Source organism: Alkalihalobacillus bogoriensis ATCC BAA-922 (genome assembly GCF_000621445.1).
Lineage (GTDB): Bacteria > Bacillota > Bacilli > Bacillales > Bacillaceae_F > Bacillus_AO > Bacillus_AO bogoriense.
Map to the genome: position 1 here is coordinate 1 of NZ_JHYI01000056.1, position 1,942 is coordinate 1,942.

Annotated in this window: 2 protein-coding genes; both read left to right on the forward strand. The window is 30.8% G+C overall.

Annotation, left to right across the window (positions count from 1 at the left end; translation table 11 throughout):
- Nucleotides 1-277 precede the first annotated feature (277 nt).
- Entirely contained in the window at nucleotides 278-1,450 is a 1,173-nt protein-coding gene (locus T323_RS0115770) for a hypothetical protein (protein WP_035179011.1), read from the forward strand.
- A gap of 29 nt (nucleotides 1,451-1,479) precedes the next feature.
- Entirely contained in the window at nucleotides 1,480-1,659 is a 180-nt protein-coding gene (locus T323_RS0115775) for a hypothetical protein (protein WP_026674121.1), read from the forward strand.
- Nucleotides 1,660-1,942 lie beyond the last annotated feature (283 nt).

Genomic DNA, 1,942 nt, shown 5'->3' on the forward strand with positions numbered 1-1,942 from the left:
AGAATATTGGGAATAGACTTAAGGCTAATAGTAGCAAGGGTTTGAGTAGAGTTAAGGGAAAAGGGGAGGAGGAGCGAGTTTTTTAGTCGGATACATAGTAGAGCATGAAGGTTTAAGGAAGTTAAGGAAAAAGCGGATATAAAAACGATGGTATTTCTTTATACTGATAATTTTTAGGTCAAGAGAAATTTTTATAGTACAATTAAATAACAAATGGAATTTACAGGATACTTATGGTTGTAATGTTGCAGTAATAGTAAAAATGGGGTGCTGTTTAATGACTCGTGATTATGGAATGAATGGTCATCGGAATATTCAAAAGGATAAACTTGTAGAATGGTTCTTATCATGGGATGCAGAAGTTTATGTTGAATGGATAGAAAAATATTATTGTGAAGATTTAATTGATGAGATGAAAAAATCTTATGTTGAATTAGTAGAGTTGGTTAAACAGGTTGTTGAAAGAACATGTGTAAACGAAGAAAACTCAGAATCACTATTGTATACGGCAATGAAAATTATGTCTTCATCAATAATTTATTGTTATTTTAGAAATGGAAACTCCACTTTAAAATGTGCTAATTATTATGAAATTTTATTAGAACCTGCAGACACTAATACAAAGGAAAGGCTAATAAATGGATATGATTATATCGAAAGGATCGGCATTGATATAAAAATTGATAATAAAATTGTAGGTTATATCGGGAAAATGAGTGATTTATTTTGGCATACATTTTATGATCAATACAGAATAGAGGAAAATGGCTATATAGAGTCGTGCAGAGATGATAAATATGATTTTACACTACAAATATGGGATGATGCTTTATTTAATAATGCTCAGGAATTTGAATTATTGGTAGAAAAAGTATTATTCGAATGCGATGTTAATCTTAATCTTTGTTTTAAGCGTACAAGCTATAGCTTTAAGGAGAAAATCGAAGCTCACAATGAAAATTTATCTTTAATGATCTGGAATACTCACTATGAGGAAGCTCCGTTTCGATATTTCAATTTTGCAAATTACACAACTGTGCCTCGTCATAAGTATTTAGCATATTATCAAGTAATAGAATATTTTTTTGTAAGAGCTTTCCAAAAGTCAGAACTGACAATATTTAAAGAATTGAGGGTACTTGATTATTTAATTCGCACTTCATTAGAAAATGAATTGGTATTTGAATGGATTACAACAAATGGTTTGTGTACACACTTCACAGAGTTAAATACTAATTATCCTGCACTTTTGCCATTAGACAAATCAAATGTTTTAGATACGATAGCAAAACGTCTATATACTGTTAGGTGTTCGCTGGTTCATGCAAAGGAAACTAAAGAGGGATATAATTTTATACCTAACTTAAATGATAGTATTTTAGATAAAGAGATAGGGTTAATAAAATACGTTGCAGAGCATGTTTTACGTAAATGGAATATAATTACATAGATTTAATTTGAAATATAGGGGGAGCTAAGGTGGATAGAGATGGAATTAAGAACTTTGAAGTTGGCTTTAAAGATGGTGTATATGCTGTACCATCAAACACTAAAATCAAAGTACGTGCATTGTATAAGTTTTGCAAAGAAAATAATATAGCCCCAGATGAGTTGACAGAAGAGCAAATAGCACAGTTCATAGAAAAGCGAGATAAATAACGATGGACAAACAAAATTTTGATTTGTTGCAGTTTTTTGAAGGGCAGTACGCAATTATAGAAGAATGAATTTGACGTGTAATCATAACAGTTCTATGTTTACGCAGTGTGTATTTGTTGACGATACCGAATTGCAAGTTATTGATTTTAGTTCTAAACACTTGGTAAAATTAAGTTGATCCTTAAATCTTAAGGATCGGTTCACTTTATTGATTTTTTTGCGAGAAGAACCGCCCTGCTTATCAGGCAGATAAGGGTGGTTCTTTTATTGTCTTAAAAATATT

Bases quoted from the DNA above. Each gene is read 5' to 3' on its own strand.
- T323_RS0115770 (WP_035179011.1), top strand. From the start codon at position 278: ATGACTCGTGATTATGGAATGAATGGTCATCGGAATATTCAAAAGGAT.